Source organism: Urechidicola vernalis, from assembly GCF_031846385.1.
Taxonomy (GTDB): domain Bacteria; phylum Bacteroidota; class Bacteroidia; order Flavobacteriales; family Flavobacteriaceae; genus Urechidicola; species Urechidicola vernalis.
Genome location: NZ_JAVRHV010000006.1, coordinates 23,119 through 44,138, shown reverse-complemented (window position 1 = coordinate 44,138; position 21,020 = coordinate 23,119). Strand labels below are relative to the sequence as shown.

16 protein-coding genes are annotated in these 21,020 nt (G+C 32.7%); 2 read left to right on the top strand and 14 right to left on the bottom strand.

Annotated features, from left to right (window positions below; genetic code table 11):
• Positions 1-43: 43 nt before the first annotated feature.
• The 8 genes from RM519_RS11215 to RM519_RS11180 all read right to left on the bottom strand — a co-directional run bounded on the left by RM519_RS11215 (position 44) and on the right by RM519_RS11180 (position 8,941).
• Positions 44-2,809, bottom strand: coding sequence for a T9SS type B sorting domain-containing protein (locus RM519_RS11215; protein WP_311593905.1), 2,766 nt, complete (start codon positions 2,807-2,809; stop codon positions 44-46).
• Between the two features lie 56 nt (positions 2,810-2,865).
• Positions 2,866-3,093 carry a DUF6500 family protein gene (locus RM519_RS11210; RefSeq protein WP_311593904.1) on the bottom strand — a complete coding sequence of 76 codons (228 nt, stop codon included), beginning with the start codon at positions 3,091-3,093 and terminating at the stop codon, positions 2,866-2,868.
• Positions 3,094-3,096: 3 nt separating this feature from the next.
• Positions 3,097-3,789 (bottom strand): helix-turn-helix transcriptional regulator, encoded by a 693-nt coding sequence (locus RM519_RS11205; protein WP_311593903.1) that lies wholly within the window; start codon positions 3,787-3,789, stop codon positions 3,097-3,099.
• Positions 3,790-3,835: 46 nt separating this feature from the next.
• Positions 3,836-4,213 carry a VOC family protein gene (locus RM519_RS11200; RefSeq protein WP_311593902.1) on the bottom strand — a complete coding sequence of 126 codons (378 nt, stop codon included), beginning with the start codon at positions 4,211-4,213 and terminating at the stop codon, positions 3,836-3,838.
• Between the two features lie 81 nt (positions 4,214-4,294).
• A complete protein-coding gene (locus RM519_RS11195; RefSeq protein WP_311593901.1) occupies positions 4,295-6,028 on the bottom strand; it encodes a T9SS type B sorting domain-containing protein in 1,734 nt (577 codons plus the stop codon).
• A 93-nt stretch (positions 6,029-6,121) separates the two neighbouring features.
• Positions 6,122-6,802 (bottom strand): Rossmann-fold NAD(P)-binding domain-containing protein, encoded by a 681-nt coding sequence (locus RM519_RS11190; protein ID WP_311593900.1) that lies wholly within the window; start codon positions 6,800-6,802, stop codon positions 6,122-6,124.
• 3 nt (positions 6,803-6,805) lie between these two features.
• A complete protein-coding gene (locus RM519_RS11185) occupies positions 6,806-8,245 on the bottom strand; it encodes an aminoacyl-histidine dipeptidase (protein ID WP_311593899.1) in 1,440 nt (479 codons plus the stop codon).
• A 63-nt stretch (positions 8,246-8,308) separates the two neighbouring features.
• A complete protein-coding gene (locus RM519_RS11180) occupies positions 8,309-8,941 on the bottom strand; it encodes a nitroreductase family protein (RefSeq protein WP_311593898.1) in 633 nt (210 codons plus the stop codon).
• Positions 8,942-9,057: 116 nt separating this feature from the next.
• Between RM519_RS11180 and RM519_RS11175 the strand changes: the two genes are divergently transcribed.
• The gene (locus RM519_RS11175) at positions 9,058-10,326 is read left to right on the top strand and encodes a DUF2851 family protein (RefSeq protein WP_311593897.1); all 1,269 of its coding nucleotides are present in this window, start codon (positions 9,058-9,060) and stop codon (positions 10,324-10,326) included.
• Here the strand turns inward: RM519_RS11175 and RM519_RS11170 are convergent.
• Genes RM519_RS11170 through RM519_RS11155 form a run of 4 tightly spaced genes read right to left on the bottom strand, consistent with a single transcriptional unit; the run spans position 10,323 to position 13,760 of the window.
• A complete protein-coding gene (locus tag RM519_RS11170) occupies positions 10,323-11,813 on the bottom strand; it encodes a S10 family peptidase (RefSeq protein ID WP_311593896.1) in 1,491 nt (496 codons plus the stop codon). The two genes, RM519_RS11175 and RM519_RS11170, sit on opposite strands and share 4 nt — an antisense overlap.
• A gap of 48 nt (positions 11,814-11,861) precedes the next feature.
• Positions 11,862-12,506, bottom strand: coding sequence for a hypothetical protein (locus tag RM519_RS11165; RefSeq protein WP_311593895.1), 645 nt, complete (start codon positions 12,504-12,506; stop codon positions 11,862-11,864).
• Positions 12,497-13,240, bottom strand: a complete 744-nt coding sequence (locus RM519_RS11160; protein WP_311593894.1) for a hypothetical protein — start codon at positions 13,238-13,240, stop codon at positions 12,497-12,499. The genes RM519_RS11165 and RM519_RS11160 overlap by 10 nt, the downstream gene beginning before the upstream one ends.
• Positions 13,241-13,271: 31 nt before the next feature.
• Positions 13,272-13,760, bottom strand: coding sequence for a P-loop nucleotide/nucleoside kinase family protein (locus tag RM519_RS11155; RefSeq protein ID WP_311593893.1), 489 nt, complete (start codon positions 13,758-13,760; stop codon positions 13,272-13,274).
• A 125-nt stretch (positions 13,761-13,885) separates the two neighbouring features.
• Between RM519_RS11155 and RM519_RS11150 the strand changes: the two genes are divergently transcribed.
• Positions 13,886-15,532: an SGNH/GDSL hydrolase family protein gene (locus RM519_RS11150; protein WP_311593892.1), complete on the top strand. Its 1,647-nt coding sequence runs from the start codon at positions 13,886-13,888 to the stop codon at positions 15,530-15,532.
• A gap of 57 nt (positions 15,533-15,589) precedes the next feature.
• On the opposite strand, the gene RM519_RS11145 is transcribed toward RM519_RS11150, so the two are convergent.
• The gene (locus RM519_RS11145) at positions 15,590-18,043 is read right to left on the bottom strand and encodes an alpha-ketoacid dehydrogenase subunit alpha/beta (protein WP_311593891.1); all 2,454 of its coding nucleotides are present in this window, start codon (positions 18,041-18,043) and stop codon (positions 15,590-15,592) included.
• A 78-nt stretch (positions 18,044-18,121) separates the two neighbouring features.
• Positions 18,122-20,938, bottom strand: a complete 2,817-nt coding sequence (locus RM519_RS11140) for a gluzincin family metallopeptidase (protein WP_311593890.1) — start codon at positions 20,936-20,938, stop codon at positions 18,122-18,124.
• Between the last annotated feature and the right edge of the window lie 82 nt (positions 20,939-21,020).

The following is a 21,020-nucleotide window of genomic DNA, read 5'->3' as shown; positions in this document are numbered from 1 at the left end:
ATCTACTATTCTAAATAATGATAGCCATTAAAATTATAAAATATTAACGTCGGATGAGACTGAAATGCCCTTTGTAATTTTTTGTAATATTTTCTTTATCGGTTACATTGAATGAAAACCAATAGTCCGAAGAAGGCAGTTCAATGTCATTGTATATTCCAGACCAATACTCATTTGGAGCAATGGATTTTAAATGTTTGCCAAAACGATCAAAAATTTGAATGTCTGAAAAAGAAAAATTTATCTGATCTAAACCAATTAATTGCCAATGATCGTTATATCCATCATCATTTGGTGTAAAGAATTTTGGGAATCCAAGAACATAAATCTTCTTAGATACTGTCCCGCATTCATACTTGTTTTTAACAAAAACATCATAGACTCCAGGTACTAAATTATCAAATGAATTTATTAATTTATATGGGTTGAGCGGACTTCCAATGGCATATAGGTTCTCAAAATCTGTATCAGTAATAATGTGAATAGTGTTTCCAAAAGTTTCAGAAACCACCTCGTAATCTACTATGGTAGGAATTGGGGCGTCTTCGATTTCAAATGTTTTTATAAATTCACAAGCATTTAATTTTGCTCTAATGATTAGCGATATATCCGCTTCAGAGTTAATTTCAATTTCATGTGTTACTGCTCCTGTACTCCATATATACTCGTAGTTGTGTTGAATATCTATTGGCACTCCCGCGTTAATTTTTATTGGATAATCAGACTTACATAAAATATAGTTTTCTTCTAGGTCTAAATCTGGAAATGTACTTACAATTAAATTAAACTCTCCAGAGCCATAACAAATACCGTCTTGTGTAATATTAAAATAGATAGTTTCACCGGCTGAATTTTTGAAATCTCCTAAAAGATTCGTTTCATTCAAAGCATTCTCTATGGAATCATAAAAGTAAATGGCAACATTATTTCCGATGTTAAGAGCATTTAGAATTTCTGTTCTTTTTGTTTTTAAATCAAAGGAAGCTTCGTCATTTTCAATTTCACACTCGATTAAGTCAGAGGTGGTTTGAACGACGCTAACATTCGCAATCAATTCTACTTTACTTAAACTATAGCATTTTGAGTTTTGATAAAAAAGTTTAGCAGTTATAGTTTGGTTTGGAATTGTGTTTGAAAACACATTGGGTAGCGCATTTTGATTGAATTGATCATTTTCTGCATCAGAATCGGTTAAATAGTAATAAACACTGAAATTTTTCGAATCATTATAAGTGAGCTCATCCAAACTTTCTTTCAAATTAAAAAAGGTCAATCCATCACTAGGATTTGAATCGAATAGGTCACATTTAATTAAAGTTGCTATTGGTTTGGTGTTTGGAGGGATTATAAAAGAAAGATTTGCTTCCCCTTTAAGGATTAAATTGCATTTATCATTTGTTTCTATAGTTAATGTGTATTTACCAATCTTTGATGGAGAATTGGAACTGATTGTTAATTGATGTCGCGGTGTAGGCAGTTGTATAGGAACTTCTCCCGATCCATTGTTAAAGGTCCAACTGTAATCGCCATCTGGAATATCTGGCCCTGAGAGCGTGTATTCTGAGTTTTCACAAATAGCCAATTCGCTACTTGTAAGATCTACTTCTTCAAAAGGGTTTACAATATTAATCTCATCTTCGGCAAAAATGGATTGAATAAAAGGCGGGAGACCCTGCATCGAAAATTTTCCTCCTAAATAAATATACCCCTTTCGAAATCTGCAAGCGTTGCCTTTTTTCTCTGGTTCATGAATTACATCTAAAAATGTAGTTCCTTTAAAATAAGTTTCCGGAATGGTTGCGTATATTTTTTTGTCAGGACCCAATTGAAGAGCTCCTCTAAAGGCTTCTTTTTCTGTATAAATTAATGTTTTGGTCCTTAAAATCGATGGTTTGTCCAATTCAAATTGATATAATCTATAAGTTCCGTTTTGAGGGGCGTCAGAGTCTTCATCTTCAGTTGTACTGCCAACAAAATCCGTTGTGGTCATATAAAGCATCTTGGTTTCGGCAGAGAACTCTAAACCATATGGTTGTTCATTATTTTGACTTTGATAGATTACGTTTTCATTGGTTGCTTCTCCAGTATCTCTGTTAAAGTCGTATAGGATAACTTTTCGATCATCTTGTACGATTCCTTGATGAGCAATTGCTAACTTTTTGCCATTTGGAGAAACTTTTAAATAACCTCTAGTGTTATAAGCAAAGAAACTTCCACTAGAACTTACAGGGTCTGAATTTACACCATTTTCATCCACTCTATAGGATAATATTTTGTTTTCAACCACCGAGATAACCCAATAATCACAATCATTAGATTTCACCGCAGTAATTTTTTCAGTCCAAGTTTTAGTATATGTCCCATCCGTTGGATCTAAATTTACTTCGCCTCCAACGACGGCGCCTTCTCCATTGTTTTTAGATAAATCTATAGTGTAATAATGAAAACCGGCATCTCGAAATTGACCGACTGTAAATAAGTAGTAAATATTCTCATCAAGGGGATTGGGAACAATAATTGCGGATTGCGTACTAGAACTATGGCCTTTTAGATCCGTCCCGTTTTCCATAACTTGATGCGTTTTGGTGAAGACGGTTGTGCCATCGGAATAAAACAAAAGATTACCATTTGAGTCTGATATGGATGCGCATCCTTCTAAGGTATTTAATGTACCACTTTGAGCAGATGGAATCCCACTTTTGCTAAATTTTAAACCAGCGTTTTCACCAAAAAACCAATTATTGGCTTCGCCTTGTGAATAGGATAAGATTCCAATCGAAAAAAATAATATGAATAGTTTTAACCTCACATCCAAAATTAATGAATTTAATTGAATGAAAATCAACAAAATAATTCGTGGTTTTGTTAATTAAATTGGTCTAGTTCTTTGACGAGCTTTTTTATCTTAATGGCTTTTTCGAAGTGGTCTAACTTCTCTTCTTTTATCCACCATTTGGCAACTTTAAACAAGGTTTCGGGATTGTTGTTTTTGTTTTCAAAAAATGCATAAAATGAGAGGCCAACTACGTCTCCTTTTTTAGCGATTTTTGCATCGCAAATAGCGATTATTCTTTCACATATAGTTTTATCCATTTTTTAAGTATCTGGGTAATTTTCATTTTTATGAAAATCGATTAGGCTAAACTTTCGGTCTTCAAATTTTTCTTGTAGAATTTTAAAATGTTGAATTCTATCCAATCTAAACGCTCTGTAATCCTTTCTTAAATGACACCAAGCAATTAAAATCCATTTATTCTGTGTGGAGTACAGGGCGCAAGGTTCAATCTTTCGAAATGATTTTTCATCGGTATACACCTTTGAATAATTTATTTCTACGAAATTAAAGTTCGTAATCGCTAATTGAAATTCAGACAAAGCATTGCTACTGATCGTTTCATTTTTTGTGTTGAACACATGAATGTTTTCATTAAGTAATTCACTCTTTTCTTGAATGGAACTTCTAAATACAGATTTGATTTTAGTCAGGGCTTCTTCAAAATCTCTAATAAAGGATTGATCATTACTTTGTTTGATTAAATGCTGGGCAGTGATTAGTGCGTTTGCTTGTTTTTCTGTGAATTGAACGGGAGCGACGGTATATCCATCCATCAAAGTGTAACCTTTACCCTCAATGGTTATTACTGGTACACCCGCTTCCTCTAATTTTCGAATATCTCTATAAATAGTTCGAATGCTCACATCGAAACGATTTGACAATTCAGTTGCCGTTAACAATCGCTTCGATTTTAATAAAGTAAGAATAGATATGAGTCTCGAAAGTTGTGTCATAAACCAAAGATAGTGAACCATCGGTTCACTATCTTTCTAATAAATTTTAATTCATTGAATGTAAGGCAACACGATTTCCTTCAGTATCTATAAACTGGGCTATAAATCCGTTTTCATCGATATCCATTTTTGGCATAATTATAGTGCCTCCAGCAGATTCAACCTTTTCTAATGCAACACTTAAATCATCTCCACCATTTAAATAAACAGTTGATCCATCTGAAGATGGATTAAGACCTTCCATTTTTACAATGGCTCCTCCAACGCCATTACCTTGCATGTCATACGGAAACATGCCATATTCCATATTTTTTTCTGGCATATGGTAATCTTGGATTTCCAGATTTAAAATAGTGTTGTAAAATGTTTTTGCTCTTTCGTAATTTGTAACTGGAATTTCGAACCAATTCACTGCGTTTTTCATGATTTTTTGATTTTAAAGTTTAAATATACCACAAAATTAAAGTGAGCAGTGACAAAATATGTCAGGGGTAGTAAATTAATTTTAGCGACTTACATAAACGGATCCTTGAACGGTTTTGTAATTTGAGTCGTTTGGATATAAGATGTAATAATAAACTCCGGTAGGTACGAGTTCTTTTGTGTTATATAAACGACCATTCCAAGGTTCTTTATTTTGATTGGTATCATAAACCAATGTACCCCAACGATTATATATTTCTAGATTAAAGGATGTAAAAATATCGTACAATCCACTAATATTAAATTCATCATTGATTCCATCACCATTTGGAGAGAAACCATCTGGGATAAAGGGCGGACAATTATATACAGATATTGGAAGTGTTACATAAGAGTAGCAGCCTGTTAAATCGTTTGTTGCTTTAATATAAATTGTTTGTGGATTTGAGATGTTCTCGTAATCAAAATTGGGATTGATTGGAGCAGTATCATTTAAATAATCCTCTTCGGTTGGGTAAAACGTTATGGTTACGTCTGATCCTACTGTAGTTATTATTTCGGTGTAAATATCAGAGAAGTCAAAAATTCCTTTTTCAAACCCTAAGTTGCAGTTTTCAATTGGGCTTTGGACCTCTAAAACTGGTGGTAAAGGATAATTAATAAAGAGAAAATATTCATTGTTGTCAGTTCTAATTTCTAGAACTGGATTTATTTCATTTACAACTGCTTTCAATTCAAAATCTTGTAAAATACTTTCTGGAATTATAAGGGGAATTTCAATGGATTCTGAGCCATTGATTGGTATGATTGAAGTAGTAAATGTAGTAGCTAACAAATTCTCGTCACCATATATAGTTATTGATGTATTTACAGGGAGTTCTTTGGTGCTGTTATTATTGTAAACTGTTACATAGCATTGCGTTTCTCTATTGTTGCAAGAGGTAATTTGAAAATTGTCAATACTTATTGTTGCATCTGGCAATTGACTATTGAGTTTTGTAATGATAGTATTGATCATCACAAAATCTTGCCCAGAAGTCAATTGAATATTTACAGTGTCATCGCCGATTGCAATATTGTTTTGAATGCTGTACTCATCCAAATCCATATTGTAGAGTTCATCAGAATTTGTATAAGTATTGGTACCATTAAATGCATTATCATTGGGGTTTAATGGAGGGTTTCCTATAAGGTTTCCGTTTATATAAAGTGACTCATTTACACTTAGGAAAGCGTCCCCTTCCCAAGCAATAAATCCAATTTTAGAATCAATGGTGTCAATTACATCAATATTATTTAATGAAATTGAAAGTTCATTAGGTACGTACTCTAAGCCATCATAAATATTAATTTGATTTAGAGGTAGGTTTGGGTTTTCATAAATTACCAAAATTGCCCACCCGGCAAAATTAGTTCCGTTGGGGCAATAAGCCGAAATGATATCAGTAAGATCTAGCTCGCTTAAAGTGTATTCTGTATTTCTTTCAGATATGATTTGTGCCGTAACATCATAAAAAGCACTAAAATATGGAAGGTCAACTGTTTCTAAAACAGCATTAAAATTTCGCTGTGAAGTAATACTTTCATTATTTAATTGAACCCCAAAATCTCCCGGTCCAGAACCAGCCCAATACAAGTATGCTCCTTTAATTGTTTCATCATCGGTTAAATTCAAAGTCGCACTAGAAGATGTATTTATAACACAATTAGAAAATGCGCCATTCTCATCTAGATTCATGGAATTTCCAATTATGGTAAAATCTATGTGACCGCCAAATTGCTTGTATAAGGTAACTTCTTGCGAATAGGAATTCAACAAGTTTACAAAGCAGAAAATAAAAATGAATTGCTTTATCATTACAAATAAATTCTAATCACAAGGTAAAAAGAATAAATGAAGAAAGCCTAATTAATTGACCGTCGAAATATTGGAAAGTTGATTTATATCTTTATTTTCTAAGTGCTTTAATTCAATTGGATGAATTATTGAATTAATCATTGCTTGTCCTAATCGGGTAGTGGTAGTAATGTTTTTTGACTTTTTTAATAACGGAAAGAATGGACGCAATAGAACATAAATACTATTGTACCAACCAGTTTTAGACTTAGTGCCTTTTTCGGGAATAATCATATTTGGTCTAAAAGCGTAGGCATCTTTAAAACCTTTATTTAAAATATAATTTTCCGTCTTTCCCTTAACCCTCGCCCACATGGTTTTACTTGTCTCAGAACTGTCTGTTCCGGTACCTGAAACATAATTGAAAACTAGTTTAGGGTTTACAGTATACAATACATCAGTAAATGCTTTAACAGGTTCGAATGTAATTGCGTTAAAGTCAGTCTCACTTATACCTATTGAAGAAATTCCCATACAGAAAAAGCAAGCATCATAACCTTCTATTTCGTTTTTAATCGTTGCTATTTGTGTAAAGTCTTCTAATAAGACCTCTTTTAATTTTGAGTGACTTTCATTAATTGAAGAGCGATTGATGACCAATACTTCGCTAATATAATCTGATATTAAGCATTCTAATAAAACACCTTTACCAACCATACCACTAGCACCAGTAATAATCACTTTCTTTCCCATCTGTTATGCTTTAACTGGAATATTCTTTAAAATTTCAATTAAGAATTTCCAGAATTTTTTAGTGGAACTGATTTGTGCCCTTTCATCAGGTGAATGTGCGCCTCTAATATTTGGACCAAAAGAAATCATATCCATTTCTGGATAATGCGTTCCCAATAAGCCACATTCTAAGCCAGCATGGCAAGCCAAAATGTTTGCTTTTGAGTTAAATAAGTTTTCATATAAAGGCTTCATTACTTTTAAAATGGTAGAGTCTGGGTTCGGTTTCCAACCAGGATAAGACCCCGAGTACTCTACATTAAAACCACCAAGATTAAAGGTGCTTTCTAGAGTTTTAGCCATATCCCATTTGCCAGTTTCAACAGAAGAACGTGTTAAACATAAGATTTGGATTTTACCATCCTTAACAATTACTCTCGCAATGTTATTAGATGTTTCTACTAAATCTTCAATATCAGGGCTCATTCTGTATACTCCATTATGCAAAGCGTAGATAGTTTGAATAATTATATCTTGATCTTTTGAAGATAAAACTGAATCAGAGGCATCTGAAATACTATAACTGATAACTAAATCTTTTTCAATTGAAGTGTACTCGTTATATATTTCTGATGAAGCGGTTTTAAATATTTGTTCGAATTCTGCGGTATCTTTTACAACTACTACAGCATTACTCTCTCTTGGAATGGCATTTCTTAAACTTCCTCCATCAATTTCAGAGATTTGAATAAAATCTTTGATAGCATCCAAAAGACGGTTCATCAACTTGTTTGAATTTCCAAAACCTTTATGAATATCCATTCCAGAATGGCCTCCTTGCAAACCTTTTACAGTAATTTTATACGTAACGCCATTAGATATTTTTTGCTGTTCATATTTTTTAGATGCAGTTACATCAACTCCACCAGCACAACCTACACCAATTTCATCATCTTCTTCCGTGTCTAAGTTTAATAAAATGTCACCACTTAAAAAACCGGGTTCTAATCCCATAGCACCAGTCATACCAGTCTCTTCATCAATAGTAAATAATGCTTCAATTGCAGGATGAGCAATATCGGTAGATTCTAAGACCCCCATAATCGCAGCAACACCAAGACCGTTGTCTGCACCTAAAGTTGTTCCTTCCGCTTTAACCCAATCTCCATCAATAAACATTTTAATACCTTCTGTATCAAAATCGAAATTCGTGTCATTATTTTTTTGATGCACCATGTCTAAATGACTTTGCAAAACCACAGACTTACGGTTTTCCATACCTTGGGTTGCAGGCTTTTTAATTAAAACGTTTTGAACTTTATCTATGGTTGTTTCCAATCCTAATTTTTTCCCAAAATCAAGCATAAAGGCTATTACTTGTTCTTCCTTTTTAGAAGCACGAGGAATGGCGTTTAAATCAGCAAAGTTTTTCCAAACTTGTTTAGGTTCAATAGTTCTAATCATGGTAATAAGTTAAGTATTTGAATATGTTGCGAAGATACTTATAAGTATCCTAAAATTGAATTATTAATCAATTGTAATAATTGATTCTTCAATTGGTAGTCTAACTTTTTTAAGAGAACTCATAAAGTCGTCTTCCGCTCTAAATCCAACGGGTAATAAAAGTACTGATTTAAGGTTTTCATCCTTTAGATTAAGTGCTTTATCAAATTTGGAAGGTAAAAAACCTTCCATTGGACAAGAGTCAATTTCTTCAAGTGCGCAAACGGTCATTAAATTACCTAAGGCAATATATGCCTGGTTTTTCGCAGCGTTATCTTTATCTTCTTGCGATTGATTTTCGATCGTTTTCTTTAAGTAGGCTCTAAAATCAGATAGCATTTCAGGTTCTAGTCCACGCTCCTTTATTTCGAGATTAAATTTTCTATCGACATAATTACTATCAATATCTGTTTTTATGCAAATAACCAAGAGATGTGAACAGTCTGCAACTTGCGATTGGTTAAAGGCGTATTCAACCAAGTTATCTTTAACTTCTTGGTTCGAAATCACTAATAATTTAAGAGGTTGCAGTCCATAAGAGGTTGCGGTTAAATTGAATGCGTTTTTGAGTACATCTAATTGTTCGTTAGATAACTTTTTATCACGATTAAATTTTTTCGTGGCATAACGCCATTTTAATTTTTCTATACTATCCATTGTTCTATAATAATTATGCAAAGGAAAGGTAAAAATGAAAACTTAAAGTGGTAATGTGATTATAATAATCAATCGATGTATAAAATTTGTATATTTAATGAATCCTTTTGTTTGCTATGAAAGAAGAATTACTCCATTTTATTTGGATGCACAAGTTGTTTTATTCATCTAGTATGAAAACGGTCTCCTGTAAGCCAATTTATGTAGTTTCTGTTGGTACACACAATTTACATACAGGTCCTGATTTCTTGAATGCAAGAATTAGAATCGACGATCAATTGTGGGCCGGAAATATTGAAATTCATGTAAATGCATCAGATTGGTATGTCCATGGACATGAGAATGACAGTAATTATGATGCCTTAATTTTACATGTTGTTTGGAACAATGATGTTGCAGTTTTTGACAAAGCGAATAATGTTTTGCCTACCATCGAATTGAATAAAATTGTTTCTAAGGAATTATTGAACAATTACCAGAAGTTATTTTCAAAATCAAAGAGTTTTATCAACTGCGAAAAGTCGTTAGATTTAATAGATCATTTTACCATTAACAATTGGTTAGAGCGTTTATATATAGAGCGAATTGAGAGAAAGGCTTTAGAAGTAAACAAATTACTGAACAAAAGTGAGTTTAATTGGGAGCAGGTATTGTTTCAGTTATTGGCTAAGAATTTTGGTTTAAAAGTGAATGCTGAACCCTTTTTTAAAATGGCCGATGCATTAGACTATGCAATTGTTAGAAAGGAATCTCAAAGTCTAACACGGTTGGAGAGTTTGTTTTTTGGACAATTAGCAATGCTAAATGAAGTTGTAGAAAACGATTATTATTTGGAGTTGAAAAAGGAGTATGAGTATCAGGTTAAAAAATACAAGTTAGGCCTACCGATAACCAAAGTGCAGTATTTTAGATTGCGACCCACCAATTTCCCAACCATTAGAGCAGCGCAATTAGCCAACTTAATTTTTGAAAAAAAGCAACTGTTTGCCGATGTAATGAAATTAAATTCTTTAAGTGATTTCTATACTTATTTTAAAGTTGCGACTTCTAAGTATTGGGAAACACATTATACATTTGAAACTGATTCCAAAAAAAGTAACAAAAACCTCACAAAATCATTTGTAGATTTATTGTTAATCAACACTATAATTCCGCTGAGGTTTGTCTATTTTAAACATGTAGGTAAATTTGAACCTGTTCCGTTTTTAAGATTAATTCAAGAATTGAAGCCTGAAGGGAATAGTATAATTGACAATTTTAAAGCACTGTCTTTTCCAACATCAAGCGCTTTTGAAACACAGGCTTTACTAGAGTTAAAAAACAACTATTGCGCACCACAAAAATGTTTGCAATGCGCAATAGGACTTAAATTGTTAAGAAGTTAATATTTGGCAGGTACGCCTTCTTTTGGAATTGTATTAAGAATAAATTCTCTCAAATGCTTGTTGGATGCTTCTAAGTCTTCTTTTCTCAGATACATCATATGGCCACTTCTGTAACCTTTAAATGAAAGTCTGCCTTTCATTTTACCACTTGGATCTAGTTGCCACATAGAATATTTTGCATTAAAATAAGTCGTTGCACCATCGTAATATCCCGATTGATATAATACATGTAAGTTAGGATTCTCTGCCATAGCCTGACGCAAGTTTTCTCGTGTATTATCGTTGCTGTTATCCCAAGGACGCACACTTCCAAACATGTTGTATTTTAAATCTGTTTTATAATTTAGTTCTTCACGTAAATAATAATTAATGGCTGGAGTAAAGGAATGTAACCACGAAGTAATTTCAGAATTATAATCTGGGCTATCCCCAGCATTTTTTTTATCAATCCCTAAGTATCTCGAATCCAATCGACCCACTGTAAATCCTTTATTTCGTTTCAATTCTTTCCAAAAATAGGAGGTAGGTACCGCTAAATTATTATCTAGAACGGCTTGTTTTGAGAGCCCCGAATAGCGTGCGACTTCTGTTGCTATTGCATCTTTGTCGGCAGCACTTAATGAGCCTCCTTTTGATAATGCGGGAATCAATTCATTAATTGCGTATGCTTCAACTTCAGGCAAAATTTCTAATAAATCTTTGTTTTGTAAATCTGCACTTAATGCCTTTTGATGCCAAGCTGCGGCAGTAAAATAAGGTAGATTTATGCCATTAGAAAGAGGATTGTCTTGACGCAACACTTTATAATCTGCAGGAGAAACCATAATAACACCGTTTAAATACATCCATTGTGAACCTTGCAGTGCTTTTGCTAAACCAGCAACTCTTGTTCCTCCATAACTTTCACCGATAATATATTTAGGAGATCTCCACCTGTTATTTCTTGTTACAAACGTGTTGACCCACTCTGCTAAATATTGGATATCAGCATTGACACCAAAAAATTGTTTTCGATCTGGATATTCACCGTTTTTGTCTTTTACCATTCTAGAATAGCCTGTGTTAACGGGGTTGACGTATAAAATGTCAGCAACATCAAGAACTGAATATGGATTTGATTTTACACCGTAAGGTTGTACTGGGTAACCCTCATCATCAATTTTTAAAATTTTCGGACCCGTATAAGCAACATGCATCCAAACAGAAGCAGAACCAGGCCCACCATTAAACGAAATTAATAGAGGTCTACTTGTATCGTCTTTAATATCCGAGCGTTTGTAATACGTATAAAATAACGATGCAACAACGGCCCCGTCATTATTCCAAACAGGCTGCGTTCCAGTAGTGGCAGTATATGGAAATGATACTCCGTTTGCAGTTGTTTCATGTTTTGTAATGACTGTAGAATCAACAGTTATTGTACGAGATTGTCCGTATGTAATTGCGCTAACGAGTACAGAACAAAATAGAAGGATAGTTTTTTTCATTTGAATTAAAATTTGGTAGTTAAAATTAATCAAAATAAACTACTCATATTATTTTTTAGCAAAGAACTTTGAAGCATTCTCTAAAACCATAAAATCTCCATATTCACCTACATAGAAATAATATAAACCATTTGGTTTTAATAAAATGTAAATTCCCGAGTTTATGGGTTTATCAAAAAATAAACGCTCAACATTAAAATCGGCATCTATAATCCAAGGTATTTCTGGTGCTCCGAAATAATCTAATTTTGAGTTTTTAGGAGAAACTATATAAAACTGTCTGACATTTGGGCTCGTTTCATGAAGTCGTTTCAAAAAATTAGCACTTAAAACATTCCATGTTGACTTTTGTTGTGTTGTTTTTAATTCTGCTTCCTCATACAGATATGAAATAACGATTTTTTCGTTCTCATTAATTGGAGTTGTGGCTACTTCACTTAAGTATCTTCTAAAGGCATTGTTATTTCTAGAAGAAAGTTTACCAAAGTTATTTCGTTTTACGATAAGACCAAGGGTTAAGGAGTCCCTTTCAATGTAGATATCTATTGTGTTTTTATAGTCGATAAGTTTTTTAAACTGTCGCTTGTTAATTTCTTGCCTAAACTCATCAAAGTATTTGATTTCCTTTTTTTGAGAGAAACTAGATACAAAAAAAAGACTAATTACTACAGAGAGAAAGTGTTTTAAATACATTCTTGATAATATTGATTCCATTTACAAACCCAAGACCCATTAATATTTAAATACATTCGCTTGTACCCGATTGTTCCATCGTTTGCAATAGATTCATAATGAATGAAAACATCTAAAGCACCGTCATCATTAAGATCATATCCTGTTCCGCTTAATTCTATTTTATTAATTGTATATAGTTTAGTTTTTAAGCTTTTTATATTTTTAATTTCAGGGTTGAACGGGATAATGGCAATACCTTTCAAATTATTAGTTCTGGCTTTTTTTAATTCTAAAACTGGACTAAATTGTAAAACAGGGAAAACAAAAGTATTTGGGCAATCCGTTACTTCCATTAAATACCAATTGTCAATTGATGCTTTATGAGTTTTGTTATTTAACCATATAAGTGAGGATTTGTTTTTACTCCAACTAATTTTTGTTCCTAAATAAATGGAATCCGCGTTCATTCCAGTTTTAACTGAATAATCATCATCTTCTAACGTTAAGAAATTTAAAATTGAAAGGTCGCAGTCCCAAGAGAACGGAATACTCAGGCCGCTTATTTCAACCGGAATTACTAGATTAGATTTAGAATTTTTTGTATTGAAAAAAGAGTGCTTAGTTTTTTCTAATTTTGGATTTGATGTTCTCCACTCAGTATTTGCGCTAGTCGTAATTACTTTAAGCAGTTTCTTCTGTCCGTGGCAAATCCCACAAATCATTAGAGATGAAAATAAAAAAAGTATTTTCAAATTAAAAGTATTTTTCAAATTAAAGGAAATGTTATTCATGAATTAAAACAGCTATTTTCAATTCTTTTTCTGTTGGTTTTTCAAACCATGTTTCCATAAAATCAAAATTCTCTTGGGTAACTTCAAATTCAAACGTGTCTCCCTTTTCAGAATTCCTTTTTAAAACGCGTTGAAGTCGAGTTTCTTTGGGAATGTCGAGATAATGAAGTTTGATTTCATATCCATTAGTATTTGCAAAATTTCGAAATTTTTGACGATGTTCCGCCTTTGATAACCCTAAGTCTAAAATTGAATCAGTTCCAGATTGTTCTAATTGACTAATTAAATCTAGAATCAATTTTTCAGATCTTTCAATTCGTTCTAAAAACCATTCCAAGCCATCCTTATCGGTCTTATCAGGAATAAATAAGGCGTTATTCCACTTATCTATAGAAAAGATAATCCCTTTGATTTTTTCTTTTAATTGATTGGAGTAGGTTGTCTTTCCAGAGCCGGTGTTGCCAACAATGAGATGAATCATGAATTTTCAAATTTTATTGTAAATGTACCAAAAAGTTGACTCAATAAACTTTATTTTAATACATAAAATTTAACTTTTGGTACGATTATTTCTTGCTACTTTTGATCAACATTAAAATCAACTTGATGCACTTTATTAAAATGCTATCTAGAGTAACTTTGATTTTTTCATTTGTTATCTCTTGTTCACATGTGCCTGATTCAGCCAAAACTAGAATTCTTTTTATTGGAAATAGTTATACCTACTATAATAGTTCTCCAGAATTATTAAAGTCAATGGTAAAAGAAAAATTTCCAAACCATGAAATTGAAGTAAAATTAGTGAGTCAAGGCGGAATGACATTGAAAAGGCATTGGGAAGAAGGATCTGCCTTGGAAACCCTTAAATCGAAAGATTGGGATTATGTGGTTTTGCAGGAACAGAGTAAACTAGGCATGGGACTTATTATTGATAATGATATATATTTTGGTGATACTGATAATTTTTATGAATACGCTAGAAAATTCAATACTGAAATTAAGAAAAGAGGAGCGCAAACTGTTTTTTTTATGACATGGTCTACTAAAAATAAACCAAATGAACAGGTGATTCTTACACATGCATATAACCAAATAGCGAGTGAATTAGATGCAATTCTTGCGCCCGTAGGGTTAGTTTGGGATAAATTAAGAGTAAATAATTCTCTTAGTTTATACGACCCGGACGGCTCGCACCCATCTGAATATGGCTCGTTTATAGTTGCCTCGACCATATTTTCGACAATTTTTAAAGAATCAACAGAAGGGCTTTCAAATAAAATATCAGGTTTTCGATTGTCAAGTAGAGGTGAGTCTTCTGAAGAGGAAGAAATCTTATTGCAATTAAATCAAAAGAATATAGAATTCATTCAAAAATCAAGTTGGAATGTTGTGAGTAAATTGGCAAAGAAGGGTGGCTATTTAAAATTAAATGAGCCTACGACAACGTACTCAATTCCTGAAATCATTATTGGAGATGAGATTAATTCGGAAAAGATTGACGGACGTTGGTATGGAACTTCAACCTATAATAATGTTTATCTGGGGTTAATTTTAGACATAACTTTTCAGTCAACACGTATGGAAGCCGAAATTTCTTTTTTTACTCCTGATAGAACTGATATGTTAAAAGTTAAGAAGGTTGTTGTTGAAGATGATCTTTTAAAAGTGATTATTTCGGATTCTATTAGAAATATGAATTCTAAAATAAGATTTGCATTAAAAAATGGAGTGCTAGAAGGGGTCTCAGAATCTTTTGGAGGGAATATAAAAAATTATAAAAATTGGAACCTCTCGAAGGATAATATTAAAGGAGGTGTTGACTTGGAACAGTTGCTTAATATGATATCCGATTTTAATGTAGATATAAAGAATAGAAATTATATAGAGGCTTCTTTAAGGCATTATAATAAATATAGTAAACTGGTCGGAGAAGAATTCAAGCCATCAGAAAACTACTTAAATGCGCAGGCATACAACTATTTTCAGAGCGGTAAAAACGAATTAGGAATGGATGTTTTGTCTTTGGTGCTTGAATTTTATCCTAACTCAATAAACGCTTATAACAGTTATGGCGAAGCTTTAAATAGATTTGGAAAGCAAAAGGAAGCTATTGATATATTTAAAAAAGGAATTGAAATTGCCTTGAAAAATGAAGATTCATTATTACCGGTAATTCAATCAAATTTAGATGATTTAAATGAAAACAAAGCGTTAGATGAAATTCCACCACCACCTCCGCCGCCAAATAGATAGTATAAAAAAACTCCTTCTAAAAATAGAAGGAGTTTTTTTATATAGAATTCAATATTTTTAAATTAAAGCAGGGTATGCTTTAGGATTTGCTTCTTGCATAATTTTATATGCGGTTTCAAAGATGTCATTTTCATTTGGTTTAGAATAATAGTCACCATCAGTACCGTATGCAGGTCTATGAGCCTTAGCACTTAAAGTTACCGGTTTAGCATCTAAGTATTCGTATCCATTCTGGTTTTCGAGTACTTCTTGCAGGATATATGCAGAACCTCCACCTGGAACATCCTCGTCAACAATCAACAATCGGTTAGTTTTTTGTAAACTTTTAACAATATCATGTTTAATGTCAAATGGTAAGAGAGATTGTACATCAATTACTTCAACATTTATATTTACCTGTAACAAATCCTTCGCTACTTGTTCTACAATGCGTAAGGTAGATCCGTAAGAAACTATGGTAATGTCTTCTCCTTCTTTTAACGTTTCTACAACTCCAAGGGGAGTAGTAAATTCTCCAAGATTGGTTGGTAAATCTTCTTTTAATCGATATCCATTTAAGCATTCAATTACTACTGCAGGTTCATTTGCTTGTAAGAGCGTGTTATAAAAGCCTGCCGCTTTTGTCATGTTTCTAGGGACCAATAAGTGTATGCCTCTAAATGCACCAAGCATCATAGCCATTGGTGATCCAGAATGCCAAATTCCTTCAAGTCTATGTCCTCTAGTTCTAATAATTACAGGAGCAACTTGTTGGCCAAAAGTTCTATAACGCAAGGTTGCAATATCATCACTCATTATTTGGAGTGCATAGATTAGATAATCTAAATACTGAATTTCTACAATTGGTCGAAGTCCTCTTAAAGAAAGACCAATACCTTGTCCCATTATTGATGCTTCTCTAATACCCGTATCTGAAATACGAATCGCTCCAAATTTAGCTTGTAAACCTTCTAAACCTTGATTTACATCCCCAATAAACCCAACATCTTCTCCGAAGGTCATTAATTGAGGATATTTATTGAATAAGGCGTCAAAATTATCACGTATTACAATTCTTGCATCTACTTGGTTAGGCGTTTCATCATAAGAAGGCTGAACACCTTCAATTGCTGTCGTAGCATTTAAACTGTCATCGTATAATTCAGAACTATATTTTTCTTGAATGTTGCGTTGCTTTGTTTTTAACCAATGTAAAAACTGATTTTTCTCATTAGAAGTATCATTGGCTAAAAAAGGTAAAGCTTTTCTGAGAAGTGTAAAAATATCTTTTCTTAAAGGCTCGTGTAATGATTTTAAATCATTTACGGTTTTTTGTAAAAACTGCTTGTTAGAACTTTTTAGCGCTGCTTTTTCTAAATAAGGTATTGCCTCATGTAAATCTGCATCGATGGATTCCGTATAAGATTTCCAAGCGTTTCTTTTTGCAATACTCACTTCTTTTTTGGCTGCTTTTTCAATAGCAATTAATTCGTCTTCTGAGTCTATAAATCTTAAGATTTCTCCATTCGATTCCAATTCGAAATCAAGAATCCATTCGCGCATTTTTAAATTACAATCGTGGTCTCTTTCCCATTGCAAACGTTCTTTAGATTTATAACGCTCATGAGACCCAGAGGTCGAATGCCCTTGTGGCTGCGTTACTTCTGTAACATGAATTAAAGCAGGAACATGTTCTTTACGCGCTAATTCTGCAATTTTATTATAGGTGTCGATTAGTTGTACGTAATCCCATCCCTTAACTGTTACTATTTCGTAACCTTTATTCTTAGCGTCTCTTTGAAATCCTTTTAAAACTTCAGAAATGTTTTCTTTTGTTGTGTGATGCTTTGCATGTACAGAAATACCATATTCGTCGTCCCAAACACTTATAACCATTGGAACTTGTAAAACTCCTGCTGCATTAAAAGTTTCAAAAAACAATCCTTCACTAGTACTAGCATTTCCGATAGTACCCCAAGCAATTTCATTTCCTTTTTTAGAAAAGTTTTTACTGTGTTCTTTTACGGTATCTAATTCTCTATAAACTTTAGAAGCTTGTGCTAAACCGAGCAGTCTTGGCATTTGACCAGCCGTTGAAGATATATCGGCAGAGGTATTGTATTGTTCTGTAAGATTGTTCCATGTGCCATCGGGTTTTATACTTTGGGTTGCAAAATGCCCTCCCATTTGCCTTCCAGCAGAGAAAGGTTCAGCATTCACATCAGGATGTGCATATAAGCCAGCAAAAAACTGTTGTGGTGTTAATTCACCCAAAGCAAACATAAAAGTTTGATCTCTATAATAACCAGATCTGAAGTCACCTTTCTTAAAGGCTTTGGCCATGGCTAATTGTGGAATTTCTTTTCCGTCACCAAATATTCCAAATTTTGCTTTTCCGGTCAATACCTCTTTTCTCCCTAGCAAACTACATTCTCTACTCAATACTGCAATCCGATAATCATTTAAGATTTCTTCTCTAAATTGCTGGAATGAAAGTTGTTCGGTGTTTTTAGAAGTTTTTTCAGAGACCATGGGATGATTTTATGGACTGCAAATTTAAGAATATTTAATGAATTATCAAAATGAGGCGTATTATTTAAATTATTTTCACTAAAAAAAGCCTCTTCTAGCGAAATTAATAATTTTTTTAGGATTTATTGATAATACGAATCTTATCCTTGTTGGATAGGCCTCTTGAGTGATTTCCCAACCATTATTGGAATACACTGGAAAATAGACTTCTAGGATTTCATGCACAAAATTTAACCGTATTCCATTCTCATAGGCAAAAAATGTGGACTCATTTTTACTTTTCAATAAAGCCACATCATTGTACACCTCAATCCATCGCCATAACCCAATACTAGAGTTAAAGGAAACCATCCATTGATTTGCAAAGTTTTTTTCAACATGCGATTTAAAACCTCCTTCACTGGTAATGTACTGTTGGCTAAAAAAACCAGAATCTTCCGAACGACCGAAGAAATTTAATCGGAAGAGGTAATCGTTTTGTTTCGATAAACCATAACTAAAAAAGTCAGATTCAGTTTTGTTACGTAAAAATACACCTGCGAACAATCTAAAATCGAATTGTCTTAAGTTATCTGTTAATCTTCGATATCTAAGGTCATATGAGAGTTTGGTAAAATCACTTTCAAATTCCAAATTTGTGGCATGTCTAAAATCCTCAATAAGTGCAGGTTTCGAATACACATAACTCAAACTGAAAATATTGTATTTATATTCTTCGGGGTTTGGTGCTAACTCATTAGGATCAATGTCTCTTTGTATGGCCGATAAACTAGCAATTAATGCGCTACCTCCAACATCTCTTAAACTCTTTCGTTTAAAATTAAGAACAGCATAGGGTGAGAATGTTTGATATGACAAATCGGTATCGTAATGGAAATAACTACCAGCAAAACCCAACTGTAGTCTATCTATAACTGTTTCTTCAGGTGTATATTCATAAAGTAATGAAAATGATCCAGTAATGCTCTCAGATTTAATTCCGTAAAAAGGTTGAAGTCGGTAAGAGAACGGTTTGTTTAATAGTGATTTATTTGAGAAGTTTAATCCAATTTGTAAACCATCATAGTAGTTGTATTTTCCCTTAGCATCATAAAATATTTGATTGTAATATGGGTTTTCAATATCCTTAAATAATTTAAACTTGACTGGACGGTTGAATAGTCTTTTTTTAACACTCTTCCAGTTGTCTCTTAGGTTTAATTCTGGGTACTTAAATTCATAATTCAATGCAAGTCTATCGATGCTATCATTAGGTATTCTTACAGTGGCTGTAGAGTCTATATTTGAATACCATTTTTTATATTTAATTTCATTACTGTTGACACCATAAAGCAATACTGGAACAGTAATGTTTCGCTTGTTTTTTATCACTACATCAATAGAATCTCCAACGACGTTAATTTTTTTGATGGTATAGTCTATTTTCTTTTTTGATTGTACATAGTCTCCAAAAAACCATGAAAGGTCTTTATCTGTGCTATTAATCAAGTTGTTTTTAAACGATTTACTTGAGCTGTTTTTGAGAACATTCTCATTATAAAATTCTTTTATGTTTTCTGAAATAAGATCTTTACCTATATAGGCGTCTAAGTATTCTAGCCCAAGACCTGCTTTGTATTTGTTTACAAGTTTACGATTGAAATTAGAAAGGGAATCGGCTCTTTTACTCAATGCTTGATCTACATTTTTTCGGGCAGCGAATTGATATACAAAAGGGTATTTATCATTAAAATCTAGTTTGGCCAAATTAAAAGTTCTGATACCCCACACTTTTGATATGTTTCCAATCGCTTTTATTTCTGGGTAATAGGTTTCAACATATTTCATCATTAAATAATGCTGAATTCCATCTGCTAACCACATATCTTCTCTACGATTTATTAATAACGTATTGTCTATATATGTTTTAGATAAAATTTTAAACATTTTAATGTCCCATTCAAAAGCATCAGAAAAAGGTTGAATAAAAGAAGGTAGTTGGTTCAATCCATATACTGGATTTTTTAAATAAGAGATCCTATCAACAAATAGTTTTTTATGAGGGTATTTTCCTAGTTGCTCTTCTAAAAACGCCATTTCTCTCCCTAATATATCGCGTCTAACATTTAAATCTAAATTTACAGCCTTCATATTAGATTCTATGATAACATTGTCCGTTTCGTAAGTGGTATAATCAACTATTGGACTGATCGATAGTTCTATATCTACACGTTTTTTTCCTTTTAAATGATAAATTCTATCATTATTATTAGTTTCGGTACTACCGAGTAAACTAGAACTTAATCTGTAAAACTTCGGAACGGCAATTTTGATGTCATAATCTGCAATATCCATATACAAATCATCCATGTTTAAATTGCTCATCAACTCCCATTTATCCGTATAATTTGCAGGAACTAGATACCAATATCTTAAATTAAAAAATTCTCGATTTCGGCCATAGCTGGTATACTTATCAGATGGGATTCTAACTGTGTAGGTAAGATTTAACTGAGTTGACCCTCCAGGTTGAATTGTTTCATTAAGTGGAATTGCAATTATATCAGCAATTCCATTATATTCAATAAAATTGATTGATTGAAAATCAATTGAGATGTTTTTTATAGTTGTTTCTCCGCGGTGTTTGTCTTTTGCAAAATAGAGTGTTTTGTTATAATCTTCAATTAGCCTTTTTGCAAGTGGTGTTTCATTATCTCTATAGCCATTCATCCAATTATGAAGAAAAATTGTATCTAATGGTTTTTCAGAGTTATTATTAAAAATGATTTGCTGTTGTATATGAAGAGCGTAATTTTCAATATCTAAAGTTGCATCAATCTTTATTTCATTGGTTTGTGCTTGGGTAAAAAACGCCCAAAGCAATAGAAAACCGACAAGAATTTTTTGAATCTTCACAACAATTTGGTAGGATAAAATCTCTATAACTTACTAACGCATTAAATGTACCGTTTTGGTATAAATAATGCGTTAAAATAAA

What these genes read in the sequence shown, in the direction of transcription:
- RM519_RS11210 (WP_311593904.1), bottom strand. Translation starts at nt 3,093, where the DNA reads ATGGATAAAACTATATGTGAAAGAATAATCGCTATTTGCGATGCAAAA.
- RM519_RS11205 (WP_311593903.1), bottom strand. Translation starts at nt 3,789, where the DNA reads ATGACACAACTTTCGAGACTCATATCTATTCTTACTTTATTAAAATCG.
- RM519_RS11200 (WP_311593902.1), bottom strand. Translation starts at nt 4,213, where the DNA reads ATGAAAAACGCAGTGAATTGGTTCGAAATTCCAGTTACAAATTACGAA.
- RM519_RS11190 (WP_311593900.1), bottom strand. Translation starts at nt 6,802, where the DNA reads ATGGGAAAGAAAGTGATTATTACTGGTGCTAGTGGTATGGTTGGTAAA.
- RM519_RS11185 (WP_311593899.1), bottom strand. Translation starts at nt 8,245, where the DNA reads ATGATTAGAACTATTGAACCTAAACAAGTTTGGAAAAACTTTGCTGAT.
- RM519_RS11180 (WP_311593898.1), bottom strand. Translation starts at nt 8,941, where the DNA reads ATGGATAGTATAGAAAAATTAAAATGGCGTTATGCCACGAAAAAATTT.
- RM519_RS11175 (WP_311593897.1), top strand. Translation starts at nt 9,058, where the DNA reads ATGAAAGAAGAATTACTCCATTTTATTTGGATGCACAAGTTGTTTTAT.
- RM519_RS11170 (WP_311593896.1), bottom strand. Translation starts at nt 11,813, where the DNA reads ATGAAAAAAACTATCCTTCTATTTTGTTCTGTACTCGTTAGCGCAATT.
- RM519_RS11165 (WP_311593895.1), bottom strand. Translation starts at nt 12,506, where the DNA reads ATGTATTTAAAACACTTTCTCTCTGTAGTAATTAGTCTTTTTTTTGTA.
- RM519_RS11155 (WP_311593893.1), bottom strand. Translation starts at nt 13,760, where the DNA reads ATGATTCATCTCATTGTTGGCAACACCGGCTCTGGAAAGACAACCTAC.
- RM519_RS11150 (WP_311593892.1), top strand. Translation starts at nt 13,886, where the DNA reads ATGCACTTTATTAAAATGCTATCTAGAGTAACTTTGATTTTTTCATTT.
- RM519_RS11145 (WP_311593891.1), bottom strand. Translation starts at nt 18,043, where the DNA reads ATGGTCTCTGAAAAAACTTCTAAAAACACCGAACAACTTTCATTCCAG.